Here is a 20,305-nt window from a genome sequence, read left to right as displayed (position 1 = left end):
AGCGCACAGTTGTCGCTCGTGGCACCGATCCCCAGGCGGGGACTCCGTGCTATTGACGCGCGCCACACAACGACATACCCGCTGAATTCGAAATAGCGAAAGTTTGTATGTCGCGGTCTTCTCCGGGTGTGCGCCGCGTCGCCGCCATCCTGAACTTCATTGCCGACCATCCGGGGCAAGCCTTCGCTTTGACCGACCTTGTCCGCGCGCTCAAGCTCAGCCGTGCGACTTGCCACGCCTTGCTGACCGGCCTGGTCGATGTCGGTTATCTCTATCGCACTGGAGACAAGACTTACGTCCTGGGCCCGGCGCTGGCAGCGATCGGGCGCACGGCGGCGGATCACTTCTCGCCGCTGCAGGTCGCCCAGCCCGAGATGCGCGCGATCGCCGATGACTTCGACGTGATCTGCGGTGCCTACTTCCTCGAAGGCGACATGATGCACTTGCGCGAGCGGGCGACCAGCGCGCACCACGTCGGCTACCCGGTGCCGCTGGGCACCCGCATGCCGTTGACGATGGCGCAAGCCCCTGTTTTCTTCGCGCGCGCACCCAAGGACGCCACTGCTTGGCTCGAGCGCAACATCCCGGACGCCACCCAGGAGCGCAGCGACTTGCTGGCGGCGGGCATCGAGTTCACGCGCGAGCATGGCTATATCGGTCTGGTGCGCCGACCGGGCGTGGAGCCGTCGTTCGAGAACGTGTCCTCCCCGCTGCGGACCGCACGGGACGATCCGCCGGTGATCCCGCTGCTGCAGGTGGAGGATGGGACTCGCTATCCGCTCGCGGCGATCATGGCGCCGATCTACGACGCGCGCGGCAAGGTCACGATCGCGCTGTTGATGGCGGGCTTCCACGACGCGCAGAGCGGCGCCCAACTGCAAGTGGCCGGCAAGCGCCTGAGCGCTGCCTGTCAGCGCGTCTCCGACTTTCTGTCCGGACGATCGGTCGACAGCGAAGACTGACATCGCTGGCCGAAGAACTCTCGCGCCGGGTTGACCCGCGAGAGGCTGCAACGTATCCCGATCATACTGCCGAAAAGAAATTCGCTATAGCGAATAGATGCGCAGGTTGGGAGTGCCGCATGTCCGATGTGATCGTAGCGCCGGAAACCCGTGATCTGGAGGATCTCTCGCGCGACCTGCGGGACTGGCTCGGACGCAAGCTGCCGCAAGCGCGCGATCTTCGCCTCGACAACTTCGCCTATCCGCGCGGAGCCGGTCAGTCGCACGAGACGATCTTGTTCGATGCGCATTGGGCCGAAGGCGGCATTGAGCGGGTGAAGGGCTGCGTCGTGCGCATCAAGCCCGAGAAGTTCACCGTCTTCCCCGACAATCTGTTCGACGAGCAGTACCGCATCATGAAGGCGCTGCACGAGGACGGCCGCGTCCGTGTCGCCGAGCCGCTGTGGTTCGAGGCCGATCCGGCCGTGCTGGGCAAGCCGTTCTTCGTGATGGAGAAGAAGCAGGGCCGCGTTCCCGTCAGCATTCCCCCTTACGCGCGCAGCGGCTGGATGACTGAGCTCAGCCCCGAGCAGCGCCGGACGTTGTGGCACGATGCGGTAACGCAACTGGCGCTGATCCAGACGGTCTCAACCGAAGGCTTCGGCTTCCTTGAAGGGCCGGAGCATGCCCGCCGCGGTCTGGCGCAGGAGTGGGACAAGTACACCCGCTTCGTGGACTGGCTGGAAGACGTGGAACCGCAGCCGATCCTGCGTGCGGGCTTGGCGCGGCTCAAGTCCGAGTGGCCCGAGCACCAGCCCGATGGCCTCGTTTGGGGGGACGCGCGGATCGGCAACATGATGTTCGGCGATGATTGCAAGGTCGTGGCAGTGATGGATTGGGAGCAACCTTCGCTTGGCGGCGCGCTGCACGACCTTGCGTGGTTCTGCGTGATCGCCGAGACCATGCACGGCCCCAACTCGACCCATGGCGCGCCGCTCGAAGGCATGGGCTCGCATGACGAGACCGTGGCCCTGTGGGAGCAGGTCTCGGGCAAGTCGTCGGCCGGGCTGGAGTGGTACGAGGATTTCACCCACTTCAAGATGACCTGCACCGGCGTGCGCCTCAGCCACTTGCGCGGCACCCGAATGATGGATGACGAGACCATGGCCAGGCGCCTGCGCGTAACCTGACCCGCAGCCGGGTTCAGCTCTCCTGCTGTGGTTCTCGCGCGTAGAGCAAGGCGGGGATCGCCGGCAGCAACTCGCGCGCGAGGAAGCCGATCGGCGCCACGCTGCGGGCCAGAATGCGCCCGGATTCACCATGTGCCCACACGCCCCAGGCCGCAGCCACTTGGGCGTCGGCCCCGCGCGCTAGCAAGCCGCCGATCACGCCGGCGAGCACATCGCCCGAGCCGCCCGTCGCCATACCGGGACCACCGCCGTGGAACTGCAGCACTGGGCCGCCGCTGGTCGCCACCACGGTGCGGGGACCCTTCAGCAGCACCGTCGCATCGAAGCGTTCCGCCGCCTGCGCCGCCATCTCGTCGCAGACCTCTTCGGCCTCGCACTTCATCAGCCCGGCCATCTCACCGGGATGTGGAGTGAGGACCAAGGGACCGCTCCACCCGCGCAAGGCATCGGCGAAGTCGGGCGCCGCAACGATCGCTGCAGCATCGAGCAGGAGCGCAACTCCCGCGTCCTTGTGCTCGAGCACGGCCTCGATCAGCGCGTGCACGTTGGATCCGTTGCCCATACCGGGCCCGAGGACCAGGGCATCGCAGCGACCGATCAGTTCTCCCAGCTTTTCCGGTGAGGGTCCCAGTTCGCCCTGAGCGTTGACCGGAAGCGGGAAGACCGCTGCCTCCGGCATGCTGATGCCGACCCCAGTGGCGGCCGAGGCGGGCAGGGCGAGCTGCACTTTGCCGGCACCGGCACGATAGCCGGCCTCGCCCGATAGCAGCAGCGCGCCCGGCACGATCTCCGATCCGCCGGCGATCAGCAGGCGCCCGCGCTTGTTCTTGTCGGTGTCGTGCTCGATCCCGGGCAGCGGATGATCGGCAAGCCACTGGTCGTCGAGCGGCGTCATCCGCGAGCACCGACCATGGCGTCGGGCTCGCTGGTGACTTGCGCGGAAGGATCGTCGGCCACCGGAGCAGTGGCATTGTAGCGCACCAGCTTTAGGCCGCCCTCCCGGCCGAATCCTGGATCGAAGGCGTATTCGGTAACCGAGCAGTTGGCGACATCGCCCTGCGCGTCGATCGCCAGGATCTCCTCTTCGCTGAGATTCTCGATGATGTAGCGCAGGCAGAGCACCACCACCTGGTGCGCGACGATCAGCACGCGCCGGCCATGATAATGGAGCGAAACGGTGTCGAGCAGCGAGCGCAAACGGAAGATCACGTCGCACCAGCTCTCGCCGCCGGGCGGGCGATGGTAGAATTTCCCCAGGAGGCGGCGGAACTCGGCCTGCTGTGGCTCGTCGGCGAGGAGGCCGGCGGTGGTCAGGCCGTCGAGGATGCCGAACTCCTTCTCGCGCAGGCGCTCGTCACCGCAGATCGGCTCTTCCTGAGCTGCCCCGCCGGCATCGCGGAACAGTCGCGCCGTCTCGCGGGCGCGCACATATGGACTGCATAGGATGACCTCGGGACGATCGTCCTCATGAGCGTCGGCGAACCAGCGCCCAAGCGCCTGCGCCTGACGCTGGCCCAAGTCGGAGAGCGGCACGTCCACGTCGCGCACGTCGAGGTCGATGCGGAGCATGCCCTCTGCATGCGCGGCATCGCGGGCGACGTTGCCCGCGCTCTGGCCATGGCGTACCACCCACAGCCGTGCGGGCCAGCGGCTGCTGCGTGCGTTCTGCGAAGCGCTATCGATCATGGCAGATGCAATGCCGGGCGGCGCCGAGGGTTCCGCCTAGTGGTTCATAGGGCCGAGCCCACCTGACCGTCGCAAATCGCAGTTGTGGACAGCAAACAATTCCCTGCAGCCCGCAAGATTGGCAAAGCATGGGCCGGATCGCTATCTCGCGAGCCGGAGGTTTTTTCATGGCTACGCATACCACCCGCATGCTCATCATCGGCTCCGGCCCGGCTGGCCTGTCTGCCGCGATCTACGGAGCGCGCGCCGGCATGAAGCCGATCGTCGTGCAGGGCCTGCAGCCCGGCGGCCAGCTGACCATCACCACCGATGTTGAGAACTATCCCGGCTTTCGCGACGTGATCCAGGGGCCGTGGTTGATGCAGGAGATGGAAGCGCAGGCCGTCCATGTCGGCACGCGCATGCTGTGGGACACGATCGTCTCGGTCGATCTGGATGGTCCGAGCCGCGGCGAGCCCTTCCGCGCGATCGGCGATGGCGGGGACATCTACGAAGGCGAGACGCTGGTGATCGCCACCGGCGCGCAGGCCAAGTGGCTGGGCGTGCCGGGCGAGATGGAGCTGTCGGGCAAGGGTGTCAGCGCCTGCGCCACGTGCGACGGTTTCTTCTATCGTGGCAAGAAGGTGGTGGTGATCGGCGGCGGCAATACCGCGGTGGAAGAGGCGCTGTACCTCACCAATCACTCGAACGACGTGACGCTCGTGCATCGGCGCGATTCGCTGCGGGCCGAGAAGATTCTGCAGGATCGCCTGTTCGCGCACCCCAACGTGAAGGTCGTGTGGAACAAGCGGGTCGAGCGCTTCGTCGGCGATCACGCCACCGGCGAACTGCGCGGCGTCGCGGTGATCGACACGGTGAGCGGCGAAGAGAGCGAGATCGGAACCGACGGTGCCTTCGTCGCGATCGGCCATGCCCCAGCGACGGCGCTGTTCGCAGGCAAGCTCGACACGGACGAGAGCGGCTACCTGGTAGTGGAGCCCGGCACGCCCAAGACCAGGATTCCCGGCGTCTTCGCATGCGGCGATGTCATGGATCACACATACCGGCAGGCGGTGACGGCGGCTGGAACCGGCTGCATGGCCGCGCTCGATGCGGAGCGCTACCTGCAGGAAAAGGAATTTGCCGAAGCGCAGAAGGAGGCGGCGGAGTAATCTCGACGCTGCGGCCTTTGTAAAGAGAAAGGCCGAACTGTCATCCGGTCTCGGTGGCTCGCTTGCGTGAATGCAGGTGCGCCCCGGATGACAGCTCGGTCCTGTGCATTCCCAAGAAGGCGGGGCCGACCAGCGGCCGGCCCCGATCCGCTCAGAAGTGCGCGATCACGCCCGCCATGGGACGGATGCTGTCGAAGTCGTAGGTCTCGGCCTGCAGACGCAGACGGATGCCGCTGTTGGTGGTGATACCGCCCAGGCCGATGTCCTTGGGACCGACTTCCACGCCGACGCCGTACATCCAGTCGCTGTGGTCGCCATAGGCGCGCTTGCCGTTGACCCACTGGTAGCCACCCGACACGTAGATCATGCCGCTGTCGCCGGCGCGGGCACCGATCCGGCCGCGTGCACCGTATTCCCAATCGATGTCGCCAAAGCCCTTGGTCGCGTTGCCTTCAGCGCCGACGAACACGGGGCCGAGCGGAATGTTCACCCCGGCAACGCCGCTGATCAGGGCGCCGTCCATACGGCCACCGCGAGGGCTGCCGAACTCGCTGTCCTTGTCGAACTGGTGCCAGCCGCCCAGCACGCCGACGTAGGGCTCGATCCCGAAAGCGGGCGTGCCGTCGGGCGCGGTCGCGGTGCTGGCGTCCTGCGCTACGGCAACGGCGGGCATCGACACAGCGAGGGCCGCAGCGAACAGAAACTTCTTCATTCTCAAACTCCGATTTCAAAGCATCACCGGCCTTGCCGATGAGGCCGTGTAATGCGGCTGAGGGGTGCGGAGTTGCAGCAGCTTACCGCAATGCGGCGAAGGTGTGACATTTGTGCACTGGAGGAAGTGGCGGGCGAACAAGCGTTTTTCTTGGCGGCTCGAGCATTTGCGAAGGGCAGCATGCTGCGGTGCGGCAGGATTGTGGCGACGGCGAGTAATCGAGGCCGAGATGCGCGGGGCACACAGTCGCTGGCAGATCATGCGGCGCGCCGTTGCTCACGTATTAGGATCCCGTCACTTGCGCTTGCAGTAGCAAGTCAGCGATCATCGCCGCGGTCAGGAAGGCTCAGCCAAGTTCCTGCAAGGCGCGAAGGGTTTGTTGGAGTAACCACGCACGCGCGTCGGCCTCGACAAAACTATGCGTCGCGCCCGGGCAGCGGCCAATCGGCGCCGAGTTGCCCCATGCCGCCGCGAAGGCCTGCCCGGTTCGATCGCGATCGGCGACAAGGAAGCGAACGTGTCCTGCATAGGCCTCAAGGCCTGCCGCCATCTCCTGCGCGAGCGAACTGGGTGCGGCAGCGGGCCGGGCCGCAGACAGCAGGCTCTTCAGCAAAGGACCGATCGCGACTTGGCCGGTCAGGAGTCGCTTAATTGCGCCCAGGTCCTTGAGGCGATCGCGATAGTGGCTGCGCACGGCTTGCGGCGGCGCTTCGTCCGCCGCGTCGGCTTCGAAGGTCCACGGGTTGGACAGGATCAGCCCGTCGCAGCCTGCGCCGCCCGCCAGCATGAGCGCGCTGGCGGCATCGCAGTTGCCCATGCCGGCGACCCGCGTGAGCCGGGGGCACTCGGCCCGGAAGGCCGCAAGCGCGGCGCCGAGGTCGGGCGCGCTGGAGCGGAACTCGGCGTTGACGCCCTCGCTATCGCCACAGCCACGCCGATCGAAGCGGAACACCGGATAGCCGGCAGCGGCGACTTGTGCGGCGAACTGCGCTTGTCCCGCCCATGCGCCCGAGCGCACCTCGTTGCCGCCCGTCACGAGCAGCAGGCCCGTGCTGCCGGGCGCCTCGTCCAGCGTTGCGACGAGCTGCGTGCCCTCGCAAGTGAAGGTGAGATGCCGCCTCACATGCGCGATCCGCTGCTCACGCGAGTGCCATCGCGATCGCGGCCGCGAGGGCGTCGGCTTGAGCCGCATTTTCGCCGGGCTCTGCGCGCAGCCACAGGCCGGAGCCGCCGATGGTGTCCTGCGCAATCTCGAGCGCGTCCGTGCGCAGCGACAGCGTCTCGAACTGGCGCATAAAGTCGCGCCCGAGCCGGTGTCCGGCCAATTCGATCCCTTGGCTCAGTGCGAGTTCCATCAGTCCCTCGCGGGTCTCCTCGCGTCCGGCCTCGCGCGCCGACAGCGTGCGGGCGCGCAACATCTGGCGCAGGATGCCCGCTGCCTTGGCCGGAGCATAGTGCAGCGCCGGCAAGCCCGGCGGCGTGAACAGACAGCCGCCGCGTAGCCCGAGGACATGCGTGGCGCCGAAGACCCGTGCCGCTGCTGTCATGGCCTCGACCCAATCCTGCGGCTCCTGACGCTCGAGCGGCTGCAGGCTCTCGTTGGTACCGGGCAGGTCGGGCAGGAAGCAGTCGATCCCGGCGCCATCGAGCCGGCGCATGACCTCTACCGTGTAGCGGCGCAGCCGATTGGCCTCGTCGAACAGCGCGGGCACGATCAGGAGGCGCTTGGCGCGCCCGTTGTCGAAGGCGAGCGCATATTCTTCAGTCGTGCTACCGCTAGCGAGCGGGCATGCCCAGGTGCGCGGCGTCATCGCGGTTGGTGTTCCTGCCGTGCCTGGCCGGGCCTCAACTGGCCGCAAGCGAGGCGCAGCGCCTTCATGCTTGTTCGCGCTTGGCCTTGGCGAAGGCGAGCAGGCCGCCGTAGGTCTCCAGCATCTCGCCATCGATCTCGTCGTCGTCGATGACGATGTCGAGGCGGTCCTCCAGTTCGGTCAGGAGGCCGGCCACCGCCATCGAGTCCAACTCGGGCAAGTGGCCGAACAGGCCGGTCTCGTCCGTGAAGTCGGCGGCCTGGTTCTGCTTGAGGCCGAGCACGTCCGTCAGGATGCGACGCAGCAACAGATCGGTGTCGTCGGACATGGGTCTCCCAGCTTTTTCGCGAAACTCTGTTCTTGGGCGGTATTTGAAACCGGGGCGCTCTAGCCGCGCTTCGCAGTTGCGGCAAGGGAGCGCACCATGCGGCGCGCGATAACGGGCCAGTTCGCCGGCGCTTGCGGGCGGACGAGGTCGAGCCGGTAGCGCGGGCGGACCTGCTCCATCCAATCGCGTTTGTAGGGATCGTCACCCGTGCCAAAGTCCACCAGCGTGACGGTGTCGACATCGATGACATGGCGGAACAGTGCGGCGCTCAGCACCGAGCCGGGCGACAGCGGCTTAGCGCTTTCGCGGTGGGCGAGCTTGTGGATGAAGGCGGTGCCGCCCTCGACCGTCCACATCTGCGCTGCGAGGGCAGGGCCGCTAGAGTCATCGGCAGCATGGGCGACGGCAAGGCGCAGCCGTCCGGCCTCACCCTCAGCCTGTGCAAACGCGCGCAGGAACGCGGGCGACCCTTCCTCGGGCTTCCAGCTTTCGGCGTAGATCTCCTCGTAGGCGGCCCATACATCGGCGTCGAAGCGGGTGAGGACCTGCGTCACGACTTTGCCCGACTTGCGCTTGAGGGTCGTGCGCAGTTTGCCCGGCCGCCCGGCGAGGAAAGCGGCATAGTCGCGCCCGGCGACTTCGAGCACATGGTTGACGTCGCTCTGCTCGCGCCAGGCGAGCCAGCCTGCAGCGCGGAATGCCGTTTCCAGCTGATCGGCATCCTCCTCGGGCAAGCCGGTGAGGGTGAGCCGCCGCGCACGGCTGGACAGGTCACGCGCGAGATCCGCCAGCAGGGCCTCGGCGCCTGGACTTACGACGGGCCGAAAGCGGAAGGTGTACCAGTTGGAAAGCTGCGTCAGGTGCGGCCCTGTGCCGGTAAGCGGCAGCACGGCGCTCCCCACCCCATTGCGGGCGACAGCCAGCCGTGGCGAGAGGCCGCAATGCTCATCCAGCAAGCGCCACCATTCGAGCCGATCGAACGGCGCACTCTGCATCTCAGGGGAGAGCAACCGCGCCAGTGCTGCGTCGGATTGCACTTCCTTAAGATCGTCGTGATATTCGACGTTCACCACTTTTCGATCGCCCTCGGAGTTGTCCTCATGCCTGCGCAGATCCAGACGCTCGACCATCTCGCCGAGCGAGGGGCGGCCGATGCGCCAGCCCTGGTGCTGCGCGAGGGCACGATTAACCACGAGACCTTAAGATCGCGTGTCGCCGTGCTGGCCGGCTGGCTGGCGGAGCAAGCCGAACCGGGCGCTCGCATCGCGACGTGGGCTGCGAAGGGCGAGCTGACCTGCCTGATGCCGCTCGCCGCGGCGCGAGCCGGGCTGGTCCACGTGCCGGTCAACCCGCTGCTGAAGCGCGCGCAAGTGGCGCACATCCTGGCAGACAGCGGCGCGGCCATGCTGATCGGCACGCCGGCGCGGTTAAAGACGCTGGAGCCGGGCGATGTGCCGCAAAGCTGTGCCTTGGTGGAAGAAGCGGCGGCGCTGGACGCCGCCCAGTCCCTCGGGCGCGCGCTGCCGCCGTCCTCGGGCGATCCGCAGGCGCTGGCGGCGATCCTCTACACCAGCGGCTCCACCGGGCGGCCCAAGGGCGTAATGCTGAGCCATGCCAACATGTGGCTGGGTGCCGAGAGCGTGGCCGACTACCTCGGGCTCGCTGCGGACGATCGCACGCTGGCGGTGCTGCCGCTGTCCTTCGACTATGGCCAGAACCAGCTGCTCAGCACCTGGTACGCGGGTGGCTGCGTGGTCCCGCTCGACTACCTGGTGCCGCGCGACGTGATGAAGGCGGTGGAGAAGCACGGCATCACAACGCTCGCCGCGGTGCCGCCGCTGTGGGTGCAGCTGACCGAACTCGATTGGCCCGTCGAGACCGCCTCCAGGTTGCGACGACTGACCAATAGCGGCGGCGCTCTGACGGTCGATCTCGTACGCCGTTTGCGCGTTCTCTTCCCAAAAGCGCGGCTCTTCCCGATGTATGGCCTGACCGAGGCGTTCCGCTCGACATATCTCGATCCCGACATGGTGGACGCCCATCCCACCTCGATGGGCAAGGCCATTCCGCATGCCGAAATCCTGGTCATCGACGATGCCGGCGCAGTCGCCGCTGACGATGTAGAAGGCGAACTCGTCCACTGTGGCCCGCTGGTTGCGCAAGGATACTGGCAGGACGCCGAACGCACGGCCGAACGGTTCAGGCCGGCACCGGCGGCGTCCCGCTATGGCGGCATGGCCGTGTGGTCAGGCGATCGGGTTCGGCGCGACCGGGAAGGGCTGCTCTATTTCGTTGGGCGGCGCGATGCGATGATCAAGTCCGCCGGCAATCGCATCAGCCCGCAGGAGCTTGAGGAGGCCGCGCTCTCGACGGGGCTGGTCATCGAAGCCGTGGCGCTTGGCGTGCCCGACGAGCGGTTGGGCCAGGCGGTGCACCTGGTGGTGAGGCCATCGCCCGGTGCGCCGGACGCGCGCGACGCTCTGCCCAAGCGCCTGGCGCAGGACCTGCCGAACTTCATGCAGCCGCGGCTGATCCACTGGCGCGAGGCGATGCCGGTCGGCCCCAATGGCAAGATCGACCGCAACGGCCTCCAGCAGGAGCTCGCCGCATGAAGCCGCTAGGGCCGATTCCGGCAGGCTACGAGAGCGTAGATGGCGTGCTGGCCGTCGCCGGTCGGCCGGTGACCGAATGGGTGGAGGAGGCCGGCGAGACACCGCTGTTCCTCTACTCCGCCGACCTGATCCGCACGCGCGTTGCCCAGCTGCGCGCGGCCATGCCCGAGCGGCTGGCGCTGCACTATGCGGTGAAGGCCAATCCGTTCGGGCCGGTGCTGGAGCTGTTCTCCGGACTGGTGGACGGGTTCGACATCGCCTCTGGAGGGGAACTCGCACTGGTGCAGGCGGCTGGGATACCTTCCGCGCGCGTCAGCTTCGCAGGGCCTGGCAAGCGCGATCGCGAGCTGGAAGCCGCCATCGCTGCAGGCGTGACGCTCAACCTGGAGAGCGAGGCCGAGGCGCGGCGCGCACTGGCCATCGGCGAGACGCTGGGCACGACACCGCGGCTGGCGATCCGCGTCAATCCCTCGTTCGACCTTAAGGGCTCGGGCATGAAGATGGGCGGCGGGGCGAAGCAGTTCGGCATCGATGCCGAGCGGGTGCCTGCGCTCGCGCGCGAGATCACTGGCGCCGGAGCCGAATGGCGTGGCTTCCACATCTTCGCCGGCAGCCAAGCGCTCGATGCCTCCGCGGTCGCCGACACGCAGGCGCAGGCGATCGCGTTGGCAGCGCAGCTGACGCGAGAAAGCGGCGTGCCGCTGCCGCACTGCAACCTGGGCGGAGGCATGGGCATCCCCTACTTTCCAGGCGACGTGCCGGTCGACGTCGCCCTCGTGGGCGAGCGATTGGCCGAGCAGTTCGCCGCTCTGCCCGATGAACTGCGCGAGACCGAGTTCTGCATTGAACTGGGCCGCTATCTCGTAGGCGAGGCAGGCGTCTACATCACGCGCATCGTCGACCGCAAAGTGAGCCATGGCGAGGTGTTCCTGGTCACCGACGGCGGCCTGCACCACCAGCTGGCGGCTTCGGGCAACTTCGGCACTGTGGTTCGGCGCAACTACCCCGTCGCGATCGCGACACGCTACGAGGCCGCGGTCGAGGAAGAAGCTAGCGTCGTCGGCTGCCTGTGCACCCCCCTCGACCGCCTGGCCGACAAGGCCGGGCTCCCGCATGCCGAAGCCGGCGATCTCGTCGCGGTCTTCTGCGCCGGGGCGTATGGCGCGAGCGCGAGTCCCTCGGCGTTTCTGGGGCAGGGTGCGGCTATGGAGATGCTGGTTTAACGATCGAACTTGTATCTGTGAGCGGCAGCAATCGCCCATGTGTGGACGGCGCTCCGTTGGCAAGGGTTCTGAGTGCATGCACTTGGTGGTCGGTGCGGCCATGTGTCCGGCCTTTTGATGCGGCGTGTTGTTGCCGCTGGCCATAATGCCTTTCGCGGACCGGATCCCTGATCAATTGCTCGCACTTAGAGGTGCGTGGGCGTTATAGGGTGGTCTGATCCGGCGGTGTCGACCGGCGTTCGTGCAATAGCTCCTTTGCCCTTTCCAACCTCTAAGCTGGCTTTCAGCCAGGCAGCTTTATGCAGCGATAGCGGCTGGCCCACGATAAGCGTCCCCGCTCGTCATCATGGCCCATGCGATCCGAGCGTTCTTGTTCGCCAATGCCATCGCCGCGACCTTAGGCTTGCGACGGTCAAGCAAGCTGACGAGCCATGTACGTTGCGTGCTCTGCATGGCTCGTCGGATTACGGCCATGGCGCCAGCAAACAGCATCTGCCGTAGATAGCGGTTGCCAGCCTTGGTAATCGATCCCAGCCGCGCCTTGCCGCCAGACGAGTTTTGCCGAGGCACCAATCCCATCCAGGCTGCCATGTTGCGTCCGCATTGAAAGACTGATGGGTCTGGAACGCATGCGACCAGCGCCGATGCGACGAGCGGCCCGATGCCAGGCACTGCCATGAGCCGCCTGCCCAGCTCGCTTGAACGGGCAAGGGCAAGGACACGGCGGTCGTTCTCGAGGATCTGCTGTTTGACCACCTTCAACTGGGCAACGAGCATCTGCAGGCACTGACGCGCTGCCTCAGGGATGCGATGATCGGTCTCGTCTTCAATCACCGCCAACAATCGATCGACGCCAAGACGGCCGACAGGCGCAACGATGCCAAATTCGGCCATATGGGCGCGAATGGCATTGGTGAGCATAACCAGCTGACGGTTGAGCATCAGCCTCACCTTGTGCAGCATCATCGCGCTCTGCTCGTGCGGATCCTTGCCTGCCACGAAGCGCATGTTGGGCCGGGTGACCGCTTCGGCGATCGCCTCCGCGTCTGCCATGTCGTTCTTCTGCCGCTTCAGGTATGGCTTTACGTATTGCGCCGGCATAAGCCTCACCTCGTGCCCAAGCCGGGCAATCTCACGAGCCCAATAGTGAGAGGTTGCACACGCCTCTATCCCGACCAGGCATGGTGGTAGCTTCTGGAAGAAGGGTAGCAGTCGGGCTCGGCTCAGCCGTTTCTGCAGAACGGTGGCTCCTGCACCATCAAGCCCGTGCAGCTGGAAGACCGACTTTGCAATGTCTAACCCGATAACGTGTACATCCGCCATGACACTTCTCCTCCACTTGGGCGGAGCAGATTAAACCCGACTCCGCTTGGGGTGGAGCGCCGTCCACGGCATCAATTGCAGACATTTCGTGCCGAACTGAGGGCGATCTTAAGCCGGCGGCGAAGTGCAGGTGGTGTCAGCTCAGCCGCCTTTTTTTACCAGAGAATGGAGGACAATAACAAGTGCGCTCACCGCCATTGCGATGACGGAATAGAATTGGCGAATTGGAGTAAGTGCTCCAGATTCTACGAACCCATGTTTCTTCCAGATATCGACGGTCCTCTGCTCCTCAAAGCCATCAAACGTGTCCACGGCTAAGCTTTGACCCCAGACGCCTGCGGAAAATGGGGCAACCTCTTTGTAACAACTGGAGCCGCCCGGTAAGCTTACAACATCAAACGGCGCAGCAGGACCTTTGTAGGCCTTCAATACCAATAGCCTTCCGCCATCTTCATAATCGTGCCACCCAAGAAGAACGCCTTCGTAGACGCTATTCGCTTCGTGGAAATGCTCGAAGGCATTCTGTTCGGCTCGGGCGGCCGTGGGGCTGTAATTCGCCGGTACGCAGGCAGCAGCCGGCTCCTTTATCCAGATGGTCGCGAAAGCAAGGACGACGAAGCTGTATCGAGTTCGTCTCATTGCATCAGATCAGCACAATCGACTGAGCTTTACAACGGAGCCTTGGTGGATCGAAGATAAACAGTGCGCGAAACAACCATGCACCCGCCTGAGCGGATGACGGCTTTCCACCCAAACACGCCGTCATCCTGAACTTGTTTCAGGGTCCATCTCGCCTCGGCGCGTTGTGCTGTGAGCACCGGAGCGTGCAGTAGGTTTACGCCGGTGACGTTCCGGCTAGGGGGCACGATGGATCCTGAAACAAGTTCAGGATGACGGATGGTCGGTATATAGCAGAGCGCCTGCCACTCGCGCCTCCTCGCACCGGCCGGGCACACCCTTAACCCTCCCCAGCCCGCCCGTCCCAAAGCGGGACCGGGCCAAACCACGCGGTTTCCCTAACCTAATATTCACCCTTTGGCGGGATAGCGGAGGCTGATTTCAGCCGACCGCGTGAATGGTCGGCGTCACAGGGATATGTCCATGCCGAACGTACGCCTCGCCCGTCTTCTGGCCGGCAGCGCGATGGTAAGCCTGGTGCTGACCGGCTGCTCGACCGCGAGCGGGCCACAGCTGCCGCCGGCGTCCTTCGTGTCGATGCAGGAAGGGCCGGGCGAAGAGTACGTGATCGGCCCGCTGGACGAGCTGACGATCTTCGTGTGGCGCAATCCCGAGCTTGGCGCCAAGGTCCAGGTCCGGCCCGACGGGCGCATCACCACGCCGCTGATCACCGACATGCCTGCGGTGGGCAAGACGCCCTCGATGCTGGCCGAGGACATCCGCCTTCAGCTCTCGCAGTACATCCAAGAGCCGCTGGTCTCGGTGATCGTCGACAAGTTCGCGGGCACCTTCAGCCAGCAGATCCGCGTCGTCGGCGCGACCGAGAAGCCGGCCTCGATCCCTTATCGCGCCAACATGACGCTGCTCGACGCGATGATCGCGGTGGGCGGCCTGTCCGAATACGCGGCGGGCAACAAGGCGCGGCTGATCCGCTTCGACAAGTCCACCGGCAAGCAGACCGAGTTCGCGGTGAAGCTGGGCGACTTGCTCAAGAAGGGCGACAGCAAAGCCAACGTCATGCTGGCGCCCGGTGACGTGATCATCATCCCCGAAAGCATGTTCTGAGCAGGGTGGGGGCAGGAACATGAACTCGATTTACGAAGAAGCGCTCGCGGCAGTCCACTCCGTCTGGCACCGCAAGTGGCTGGCGCTGGCCGTCGCCTGGGCGATCTGCCTGCTCGGCTGGCTGGTCGTGGCGCTGATCCCCAACAGCTACGAATCGCAAGCGCGCATCTTCATCCAGCTGGATGACGCACTGGCCGAGCAAGTCGGCATCGGGGTTGCCGACCGCAAGCGCGATATCGAGCGCATCCGCCAGACGCTCACCAGCGCAGTGAACCTGGAGAAGGTCATCCGCGCCACGGAGCTTGGCGATCGCATCGAGTCGCCCAAAGCGATGGAGGCCGCGGTGCTGAGCCTCGCCGACAACATCAAGGTCGTCAGCGAGCAGGACAACCTCTTCAACATCACCGCCGTGTCGAACGACAGCTCGCTCTCGGATGCCGAGAACGCGAAGGTCGCGCAGGCGGTGGCGCAGAAGCTGATCGACATTTTCCGCGAGGAGAACCTCTCCGGCAATCGCGGCGAGATGACCGAGACGCTCGACTTCGTGAATGGGCAATTGGCGCAGCGCGAGAAAGAGCTGGAAGCGGCCGAGAACCGCCGCCGTGTGTTCGAGCAGGCGCATCCCGAGATGGCGGCAGGGGGAGCGAACAGCTCGGCCCGGCTCGACTCGGCCCGCAGCGAACTGCGCGGCGTGGAGGCCGACCTTGTCGCGGCGCAGAGCGCGGCAGCGGCGATGAACGGCCAGCTTGCCGGCACGCCGCGCACGCTGGCAGGTGCGGGCGGCGGTGCTTCCGCATCGCTGGCGCGCGCCGAGGCGGACCTTGCTGCCATGCGTGCTCGCGGCCTTACCGAAAGCCACCCCGACGTGATCGCCGCGCGCAACCAGGTGGCGGCGCTGAAGTCACCTGCCGCGCAAGAAGCAGCGAGCGGCGGCGGCGTGCCGAACCCGGCGTACAGCTCGCTAGAATCGATGCGCGCCGATCGGCAGGCGACGGTGCAGGCGCTGACGTCGCGCCGGGCCGGGCTCCAGTCCGAGATCGCGCAGCTGACCGCGCAGGCGCTCGACAACCCCGAGGCTGCGGCCGAAGCGCAGAAGATCAGCCGCGACTACGCGGTGCTGAAGGATCAGTATGACAAGCTCCTGCAGGACCGCGAGGAGCTGCGGCTGCGCGGCGAGATCAAGACCGAGCGTGAGGCGGTGAAGTTCGAGGTGGTCGATCCGCCGACAACGCCGCGTGCGCCCACGGCTCCCAATCGCCCCGTGCTGCTGTTGGGCGTCCTGATCGTCGGCCTGGTCGGCGGAGCCGGCGCGGCGTTCGGCATGGGCAAGCTGCGCTCGACTTTCGCCACCACGGCGGGGCTGGAGCGGACCACCGGTCTGCCGGTCTTGGGCGCAATCTCGCAGACGCTGACCGACTCGGCCCGGCGCCTCCGCGCGAAGCGGCTGAAGCTTTGGTACGGCGGCACGGCGGCCTTGGGCGGTCTGTTCGTGCTGCTGCTCGCGGTCGAATTCATCCAGCGCGGCATGGTGGCTTGAGGAACGGACAATGACCGACCAGAGCAAGATCCCCCTCCCGCTGCGCGACAAGGCCGAGCCTGCGCGCGACTCGCTGATCGAGCGCGCGGCCGAGCGGTTCGACTTCAAGCGCTACATGGCGGCTCCGCGGCCTGAGGCATTGCCTCCCAAGCGCGAGCCGGTGTTGCGGGCGAAGAAGGTGGCGGAGGCACCCACTCCGGCGGCTGCAAAAGCCATTGATCCCACTCCCGTTCGTGTCGAACGGAGTCGAGACACGTTTGCGCCGGAACCCCGTGTCTCGACTTCGCTCGACCCGAACGGGGAACGGGAACGCGAGGTTGCGGCAGAACCGCCCGCCGCCCCCGCCATCTTCTCTGGCGAGCGCCACGCCATCGATCGCGAGCACTTGCGCGAGAGCGGGCTGATCGTGCCCGAGGGCTCGGTTACCGCGCTCCTCGAGGAGTTCCGCATCGTCAAGCGCCAGCTGATGGTGCAGGCCAGCGAACTGCGCCGCCAGAAGGCCGGTACGAAGGCGCAGCGCGTGCTGATCAGCTCTCCCCATCCGGGCGAGGGCAAGACCTACTGCGCCGCCAACCTGGCGCTGTCGATCGCGGCCGAGAAGGACAGCGACGTCCTGCTGGTCGATGCCGATTTCGCCAAGCCGTCGATCCTCTCCGCACTCGGCCTGCCAGGTGGACCGGGCTTGATGGACGCGCTGATGGACGAGACGGCGGACGTCGCCAATTTCGTGCTCGCCACCGACATTCCCGGGCTGTGGGTCCTGCCTGCCGGCGACACCACCACCAACGACAGCGAATACTTGTCCAGCGCCCGTACCGAAAAGGTGCTGGAGCGGCTGACGCACGGCGCTCCCAACCGCATGGTGATCTTCGATTCGCCGCCCGCGCTCGCGGCCTCGCCGGCGGCAGAGCTTGCCAAGTACGTCGGCCAGGCGGTGGTGATCGTGCGCGCCGACAGCACCGGACAGGGCGCGCTGGAAGACGCGGTCTCACTGCTGTCCTCGTGCCCGAACATCCAGCTGCTGCTCAACGCCGCGCAGTTCAGCCCCAGCGGCCGTAGCTTCGGCACCTATTACGGATACAGGGAATGACTATCATGCCCCCCACCTTCCTGGCGACCGCGTCGCTGGTGGCGCTCGCGCTGCCTGCCCTTGCGCTATCATCTGGCGCGCAGGCGCAGTCGATCGGCTATGGCAACGTCAGCGAGGGTCCGGGCGCCGATGCCCCGAGCGACACGCCCGAGGCCGGCAAGCCCACGCGTTCAGGCCGCAATGGCCGCGGCGGTGGCGGCAAGCAGGTGGTCGTGATCCCCTATGCCGAGGTCAACCAGATCGTGAATGCCGAGCTGTCGCCCGGCAACGAAGTGCTGACCTACACTCAGGTCGCGGCGGGCGTCGACGCCTCGATCTCCGGCCGCAACAATGCGCTGGCAGCGTCCGTGCGCTACGAGCACCACTTCGGCTGGGGCAAGCGCGCCGGCGACGGCGACACCATCAGCGGCCTCGTCAACGGCTACACCACCATCGCGCGTGGCCTGACGGTCGAGGGCGGCGCGCTGGCCACTCGGGCGAGCGGCGATCGCGGCGGCGTCGGCTTTGGCAGCAGCGGCATCGGCAACGATGGCAGCACCAAGATCTACTCGGTCTATGCCGGCCCTTCTTTCGCGACGCGCGCGGGCGATGTCGCGCTCTCGGCCAACTACCGGGCCGGCTACACCAAGGTCGACCAGGACAACAACTTCGACTTCAACGGCGAGGACCTGGGTCTCGGCTCGTTCGACGTGTTCGACGAGAGCGTCGTGCAGATCGCCGATCTGTCCGCGATGGTGGCCCCCGGCACGGTGCTGCCGGTCGGCCTGGGCGCGGCGGGCAGTTTCTACCAGGAAGATGTCTCCAACCTCGACCAGCGCGTGCGCGACATGCAGGCGCGCGGCATCGTCACGGTACCGATCAACCGCGACCTCCAGGTCACCGGCGCACTCGGCTACGAGGATGTCGAGATCTCCAGCCGCGACGCGGTGCGTGGGCCCAATGGCGCGCCGCTGGTGCGCAATGGACGCTACGTTACCGACGACAGCGCACCGCGCCAGATCGCCTACGACGTCGACGGCCTGATCTGGGATGTCGGAGTGATGTGGCGTCCGAGTCGCCGCACCTCACTGACCGCGCATGTCGGCCGCCGCTATGGCTCGACCAGCTTCAACGGTACGCTGACCTACGCGCCCAACGACCGCAGCGCGCTGAACGTCATGGTTTACGACAACGTAGCCGGATTTGGCGGCCAGGTCACGCGCCTGCTCGACGGCCTGCCCGAAGATTTCGAAGCGGTGCGCGATCCCATCTCGGGCGAGCTGCGCGGCTGTGCTTCCACACTCAGCGGCAACGGCTGCCTGGCAGGGGCGCTCGGCTCGATCCGCTCGGCAACCTTCCGCGCCCGCGGCGTGGCGGCGAGCTACACGCTCAAGATGGGCGGGCTCGATGCCGGCATCGGCGCGGGCTATGATCGGCGCAAGTTCCTGGCGGCACGCGGCACTGTGCTCGCATCGGCGAACGGCGTAGTGGACCAGAATTACTGGCTCGCCGCGTTCCTCAGCGGCCGCATCGATCCGCAATCCGGCTGGTCCACCAACGGCTATGCGCAGTGGCTGAAGAGCGACGACTTGCTGCTGGACGACATCACCAACGTCGGCGCTTCGGCGAGCTACTACCGCCTGCTCACCGCCCGCCTGCGCGCCACGGCGGCAGTGGGCATCGACGGCACGTTGCAACCGGAACCGCTCGACGACATCTGGACCGCCTCTGCCCTTGTTGGCATGCGTTACAGCTTCTGATCATCCGTAGGAGAGAGACGATGTTCGACGATTTCTACGGGCTTGAAGCCAGGCCGTTCCAGCTTACTCCCGATCCGGCGTTCTATTTCGAGAGCCTGACGCACCGCAAGGCGCTGTCCTACCTCGGCTATGGCCTGGCGCAGGGCGAGGGCTTCGTGGTCATTACCGGCGAAGTCGGCGCGGGCAAGTCGACCTTGGTCGCGCACCTGATGGCGACGATCGACCCGGCGATGCTGACCGCTGCGCAAGTAGTCACCAGTGCATTGGACGGCGAGGAGATCGTCCACGTCGTCGCGCATGCCTTCGGCCTTGAAGTTGAAGGACACGACAAGGCGACCGCGCTCGGCATGATCGAGCACTTCCTGCATGAGGAAGCGCGCGCCGGCCGCCGCTGCCTGCTGATCGTCGACGAATCGCAGAACTTGGAGATCGGCGCGCTCGAGGAGCTGCGCATGCTCTCCAACTTCCAGCTCGGCGCGCACCCGCTGCTGCAGACGCTGCTGCTCGGCCAGCCCGAGTTTCGCGGCCTGCTGCTCGACAGCCCCGAGCTGGAGCAGCTGCGCCAGCGCGTGATCGCGACGCATCACCTGGAGGCGATGCAGCCGGACGAGATCCAGCCCTATATCGAGCACCGGATGAACCGCGCCGGCTGGCACGGCAATCCGAGCTTCGACGAGCATCTCTTCGCTGAGATCCACAAGGCAACCGGCGGCATCCCGCGGCGCGTCAACCAGGTGGTGAACCGCCTGCTGCTGCTGGGCGCGGTCGAGCAGCGCGAGCGGATCGACGGTGCCATGCTGGCGCAAGTCTTGGGTGAGCTGAACGACGATGGTACCATCGCGCTGGTGTCGCCGCAGCTAAAAGCCAAGGTCGAGCAGCCCACCCCGCAGCCCCTTGCGCAACCCGTCGCCTCCACGGGCCCGACCGAGCAAGATCGCGCCGACGCCGTCGCCGCGACGGCCGCGCTGGAAGTCGCCGTGGCAGAGCGAGATGCGCAGATCCAGGAACTGCAGCAGGCCGTGGTGGAACTCGCCAATACGGTCGAGGAGCGCGAGGAGAACCGCCAGGCCGTGCACGCAGAGCTTGTCGCCGCGATCGACGAACAGATCGCCGCGCTCGACGCGCGCCTGTCCGAGCAGGACCGCACTATCCGCCATGCGCTGACCATGATCATCGAGTGGATCGAGAGCGGCGACGAAGGCCGCGCCGCGGCCTGATC

19 protein-coding genes are annotated in these 20,305 nt (G+C 66.3%); 10 read left to right on the top strand and 9 right to left on the bottom strand.

The genetic code is table 11. The features are described from left to right. Positions 1-107: 107 nt before the first annotated feature. On the top strand, positions 108-962 hold the full coding sequence (locus tag GV044_RS00405) for an IclR family transcriptional regulator (protein WP_159863890.1): 855 nt from the start codon (positions 108-110) through the stop codon (positions 960-962). 119 nt (positions 963-1,081) lie between these two features. After that, positions 1,082-2,131 carry a phosphotransferase family protein gene (locus GV044_RS00400; RefSeq protein ID WP_159863888.1) on the top strand — a complete coding sequence of 350 codons (1,050 nt, stop codon included), beginning with the start codon at positions 1,082-1,084 and terminating at the stop codon, positions 2,129-2,131. A gap of 13 nt (positions 2,132-2,144) precedes the next feature. On the opposite strand, the gene GV044_RS00395 is transcribed toward GV044_RS00400, so the two are convergent. After that, positions 2,145-3,026 (bottom strand): NAD(P)H-hydrate dehydratase, encoded by an 882-nt coding sequence (locus tag GV044_RS00395; RefSeq protein WP_159863886.1) that lies wholly within the window; start codon positions 3,024-3,026, stop codon positions 2,145-2,147. After that, positions 3,023-3,817: a histidine phosphatase family protein gene (locus GV044_RS00390; RefSeq protein WP_159863883.1), complete on the bottom strand. Its 795-nt coding sequence runs from the start codon at positions 3,815-3,817 to the stop codon at positions 3,023-3,025. The genes GV044_RS00395 and GV044_RS00390 overlap by 4 nt, the downstream gene beginning before the upstream one ends. Before the next feature lie 167 nt (positions 3,818-3,984). Between GV044_RS00390 and trxB the strand changes: the two genes are divergently transcribed. After that, a complete protein-coding gene (gene trxB, locus GV044_RS00385) occupies positions 3,985-4,968 on the top strand; it encodes a thioredoxin-disulfide reductase (protein WP_159863881.1) in 984 nt (327 codons plus the stop codon). 151 nt (positions 4,969-5,119) lie between these two features. Here trxB and GV044_RS00380 read toward each other — a convergent pair whose 3' ends face one another. The 5 genes from GV044_RS00380 to GV044_RS00360 all read right to left on the bottom strand — a co-directional run bounded on the left by GV044_RS00380 (position 5,120) and on the right by GV044_RS00360 (position 8,949). Continuing rightward, positions 5,120-5,680, bottom strand: coding sequence for an outer membrane protein (locus GV044_RS00380; RefSeq protein ID WP_159863879.1), 561 nt, complete (start codon positions 5,678-5,680; stop codon positions 5,120-5,122). Between the two features lie 346 nt (positions 5,681-6,026). Further along, on the bottom strand, positions 6,027-6,803 hold the full coding sequence (locus tag GV044_RS00375; protein ID WP_236554548.1) for a hydrolase 1, exosortase A system-associated: 777 nt from the start codon (positions 6,801-6,803) through the stop codon (positions 6,027-6,029). 16 nt (positions 6,804-6,819) lie between these two features. After that, positions 6,820-7,491 carry a hypothetical protein gene (locus tag GV044_RS00370; protein ID WP_159863875.1) on the bottom strand — a complete coding sequence of 224 codons (672 nt, stop codon included), beginning with the start codon at positions 7,489-7,491 and terminating at the stop codon, positions 6,820-6,822. Positions 7,492-7,555: 64 nt separating this feature from the next. Continuing rightward, complete coding sequence (locus GV044_RS00365; RefSeq protein ID WP_159863873.1) at positions 7,556-7,819, bottom strand: phosphopantetheine-binding protein; 264 nt, start codon at positions 7,817-7,819, stop codon at positions 7,556-7,558. 59 nt (positions 7,820-7,878) lie between these two features. Next, positions 7,879-8,949: a GNAT family N-acetyltransferase gene (locus GV044_RS00360; protein ID WP_159863871.1), complete on the bottom strand. Its 1,071-nt coding sequence runs from the start codon at positions 8,947-8,949 to the stop codon at positions 7,879-7,881. Here GV044_RS00360 and GV044_RS00355 point away from each other — a divergent pair. Together GV044_RS00355 and GV044_RS00350 are read left to right on the top strand one after the other, a co-directional pair. After that, positions 8,920-10,431: an acyl-CoA ligase (AMP-forming), exosortase A system-associated gene (locus tag GV044_RS00355; protein WP_159863869.1), complete on the top strand. Its 1,512-nt coding sequence runs from the start codon at positions 8,920-8,922 to the stop codon at positions 10,429-10,431. The genes GV044_RS00360 and GV044_RS00355 overlap by 30 nt on opposite strands. Beyond that, positions 10,428-11,654, top strand: a complete 1,227-nt coding sequence (locus GV044_RS00350) for a pyridoxal-dependent decarboxylase, exosortase A system-associated (RefSeq protein WP_159863867.1) — start codon at positions 10,428-10,430, stop codon at positions 11,652-11,654. Before GV044_RS00355 ends, GV044_RS00350 begins: the two co-directional genes overlap by 4 nt. A 297-nt stretch (positions 11,655-11,951) precedes the next feature. On the opposite strand, the gene GV044_RS00345 is transcribed toward GV044_RS00350, so the two are convergent. Then, entirely contained in the window at positions 11,952-12,977 is a 1,026-nt protein-coding gene (locus GV044_RS00345) for an IS110 family transposase (protein WP_159863865.1), read from the bottom strand. A 141-nt stretch (positions 12,978-13,118) separates the two neighbouring features. Next, positions 13,119-13,616, bottom strand: coding sequence for a hypothetical protein (locus tag GV044_RS00340; protein ID WP_159863863.1), 498 nt, complete (start codon positions 13,614-13,616; stop codon positions 13,119-13,121). Between the two features lie 462 nt (positions 13,617-14,078). Here GV044_RS00340 and GV044_RS00335 point away from each other — a divergent pair, with 462 nt between their 5' ends. The 5 genes from GV044_RS00335 to GV044_RS00315 are packed head-to-tail and all read left to right on the top strand — an operon-like array spanning position 14,079 to position 20,303. Beyond that, positions 14,079-14,720, top strand: coding sequence for an XrtA/PEP-CTERM system exopolysaccharide export protein (locus GV044_RS00335; protein WP_159863861.1), 642 nt, complete (start codon positions 14,079-14,081; stop codon positions 14,718-14,720). Between the two features lie 19 nt (positions 14,721-14,739). Continuing rightward, positions 14,740-16,257: an XrtA system polysaccharide chain length determinant gene (locus GV044_RS00330; RefSeq protein WP_159863859.1), complete on the top strand. Its 1,518-nt coding sequence runs from the start codon at positions 14,740-14,742 to the stop codon at positions 16,255-16,257. A 10-nt stretch (positions 16,258-16,267) separates the two neighbouring features. Beyond that, positions 16,268-17,347, top strand: a complete 1,080-nt coding sequence (locus GV044_RS00325) for a capsular biosynthesis protein (RefSeq protein WP_159863857.1) — start codon at positions 16,268-16,270, stop codon at positions 17,345-17,347. Further along, a complete protein-coding gene (locus tag GV044_RS00320) occupies positions 17,344-19,086 on the top strand; it encodes a preprotein translocase subunit YajC (protein WP_236554547.1) in 1,743 nt (580 codons plus the stop codon). Before GV044_RS00325 ends, GV044_RS00320 begins: the two co-directional genes overlap by 4 nt. Before the next feature lie 20 nt (positions 19,087-19,106). After that, on the top strand, positions 19,107-20,303 hold the full coding sequence (locus tag GV044_RS00315; protein WP_159863855.1) for an XrtA/PEP-CTERM system-associated ATPase: 1,197 nt from the start codon (positions 19,107-19,109) through the stop codon (positions 20,301-20,303). The last annotated feature ends 2 nt before the right edge of the window (positions 20,304-20,305 follow it).

The organism is Novosphingobium sp. 9U (assembly GCF_902506425.1).
Lineage (GTDB): Bacteria > Pseudomonadota > Alphaproteobacteria > Sphingomonadales > Sphingomonadaceae > Novosphingobium.
The sequence above is the reverse complement of the archived record's forward strand: the minus strand, read 5'-3'. Positions and strand labels throughout refer to the sequence as shown.

Excerpts from the sequence above, each read along its gene's own strand:
- GV044_RS00405 (WP_159863890.1), top strand. The coding sequence starts at position 108 with ATGTCGCGGTCTTCTCCGGGTGTGCGCCGCGTCGCCGCCATCCTGAAC.
- GV044_RS00400 (WP_159863888.1), top strand. The coding sequence starts at position 1,082 with ATGTCCGATGTGATCGTAGCGCCGGAAACCCGTGATCTGGAGGATCTC.
- GV044_RS00395 (WP_159863886.1), bottom strand. The coding sequence starts at position 3,026 with ATGACGCCGCTCGACGACCAGTGGCTTGCCGATCATCCGCTGCCCGGG.
- GV044_RS00390 (WP_159863883.1), bottom strand. The coding sequence starts at position 3,817 with ATGATCGATAGCGCTTCGCAGAACGCACGCAGCAGCCGCTGGCCCGCA.
- trxB (WP_159863881.1), top strand. The coding sequence starts at position 3,985 with ATGGCTACGCATACCACCCGCATGCTCATCATCGGCTCCGGCCCGGCT.
- GV044_RS00380 (WP_159863879.1), bottom strand. The coding sequence starts at position 5,680 with ATGAAGAAGTTTCTGTTCGCTGCGGCCCTCGCTGTGTCGATGCCCGCC.
- GV044_RS00370 (WP_159863875.1), bottom strand. The coding sequence starts at position 7,491 with ATGACGCCGCGCACCTGGGCATGCCCGCTCGCTAGCGGTAGCACGACT.
- GV044_RS00365 (WP_159863873.1), bottom strand. The coding sequence starts at position 7,819 with ATGTCCGACGACACCGATCTGTTGCTGCGTCGCATCCTGACGGACGTG.
- GV044_RS00355 (WP_159863869.1), top strand. The coding sequence starts at position 8,920 with ATGCCTGCGCAGATCCAGACGCTCGACCATCTCGCCGAGCGAGGGGCG.
- GV044_RS00360 (WP_159863871.1), bottom strand. The coding sequence starts at position 8,949 with ATGGTCGAGCGTCTGGATCTGCGCAGGCATGAGGACAACTCCGAGGGC.
- GV044_RS00350 (WP_159863867.1), top strand. The coding sequence starts at position 10,428 with ATGAAGCCGCTAGGGCCGATTCCGGCAGGCTACGAGAGCGTAGATGGC.
- GV044_RS00345 (WP_159863865.1), bottom strand. The coding sequence starts at position 12,977 with ATGGCGGATGTACACGTTATCGGGTTAGACATTGCAAAGTCGGTCTTC.
- GV044_RS00340 (WP_159863863.1), bottom strand. The coding sequence starts at position 13,616 with ATGAGACGAACTCGATACAGCTTCGTCGTCCTTGCTTTCGCGACCATC.
- GV044_RS00335 (WP_159863861.1), top strand. The coding sequence starts at position 14,079 with ATGCCGAACGTACGCCTCGCCCGTCTTCTGGCCGGCAGCGCGATGGTA.
- GV044_RS00330 (WP_159863859.1), top strand. The coding sequence starts at position 14,740 with ATGAACTCGATTTACGAAGAAGCGCTCGCGGCAGTCCACTCCGTCTGG.
- GV044_RS00325 (WP_159863857.1), top strand. The coding sequence starts at position 16,268 with ATGACCGACCAGAGCAAGATCCCCCTCCCGCTGCGCGACAAGGCCGAG.
- GV044_RS00320 (WP_236554547.1), top strand. The coding sequence starts at position 17,344 with ATGACTATCATGCCCCCCACCTTCCTGGCGACCGCGTCGCTGGTGGCG.
- GV044_RS00315 (WP_159863855.1), top strand. The coding sequence starts at position 19,107 with ATGTTCGACGATTTCTACGGGCTTGAAGCCAGGCCGTTCCAGCTTACT.